Annotated in this window: 1 protein-coding gene; it reads left to right on the top strand. The window is 58.8% G+C overall.

What is annotated here, in order from left to right; genetic code table 11:
• The first annotated feature begins 459 nt into the window (after positions 1-459).
• The gene (locus tag MTR62_RS21000) at positions 460-942 is read left to right on the top strand and encodes a hypothetical protein (RefSeq protein WP_244024605.1); all 483 of its coding nucleotides are present in this window, start codon (positions 460-462) and stop codon (positions 940-942) included.
• Positions 943-1,170 lie beyond the last annotated feature (228 nt).

The raw sequence follows: 1,170 nt of genomic DNA on the forward strand, positions 1-1,170 counted from the left end.
ACGCCCCGTTGCATGGCCAAATTCAGGGCGGCAACGTGATGCAGCCTGAGCCTCTTCGCGATCTCGGTCGTTCCGATGAACCGCTTTGCAAGAGTGACCGCATCCACCATTCGAATGTCGCGAAAGGGCTTCCCCGGGCCCAGCAGAAAATCGCTGTAGCGTGAGACCGACTGAGGAACGCTCGCACCCGGAGGAATGGCCGCTAACCACCCCATCTTCACCGTCGACCGCTCAGGTCTGCGCGGTCGACCGGACCGGCAGGTTTCTGGAGCGTCANATCGCTGTAGCGTGAGACCGACTGAGGAACGCTCGCACCCGGAGGAATGGCCGCTAACCACCCCATCTTCACCGTCGACCGCTCAGGTCTGCGCGGTCGACCGGACCGGCAGGTTTCTGGAGCGTCAAATCTGCCCTTGAGCGACCGACTAGGGCGCAGCGCAGAATTTCAACACACGCCCATTGCGGGCATTCGAACATCCAATCGCCGTCCTGCTTGATCCGCTTGCTAACATTCGATTGTTCTTGCACATTGCGCAGATGAAACTAGCACAGGCTGCTTCGGCAATAGCCGCACCGTTCATGCTTATCGGCTGCCAGCTCTCATATGACATTGAATTGGAGTCACGAGGCGGTCGGACGGTGTTTCTTCTGACATCCGGTTCAAAGCCTGCCACCGTTGAGGCACTGATCGTCAGTCCGATCGCCCGCAATGCTGCACCTGTTTGGAAAATCGAAAGCAGCGATTTGAACGGTCAGGTTCAGGGCGAGGTTGTTTATGGCACTGCCCCAGCAGGAATGATTGAACGTGTGAAGGCATCGCCACTTCAAATCGGGCAAGTATATCGCGTGGAACTCCTCGGGCTGGGCGGCTCCGGCTTGAGGCAGTTCGTGATTATGCCGGGACCCGGGCCGGAGCATCCGATTTCACAACTGATTGAATGACCGCGTCCCACTCATCCCGGCTTCTGACGAACGTGCCCGGCAAGGAAAACCGGACCGACCGCTGCTCGGCCCGCCAATTCGGCCCTCGAACGGCCAACTAGGGCGCACGGCGGAATTTCTGCCCGCGCCCATTTGAGGACGATCGGTTGGTATGGCATTGTTTGCGCATGAAGCTGCTCAAGGTGGGCACCTCCATTTACCCGCTGGATTTGATGTCGATTGCGGAGT

It is taken from the genome of Novosphingobium organovorum (assembly GCF_022832435.1).
GTDB lineage: Bacteria > Pseudomonadota > Alphaproteobacteria > Sphingomonadales > Sphingomonadaceae > Novosphingobium > Novosphingobium organovorum.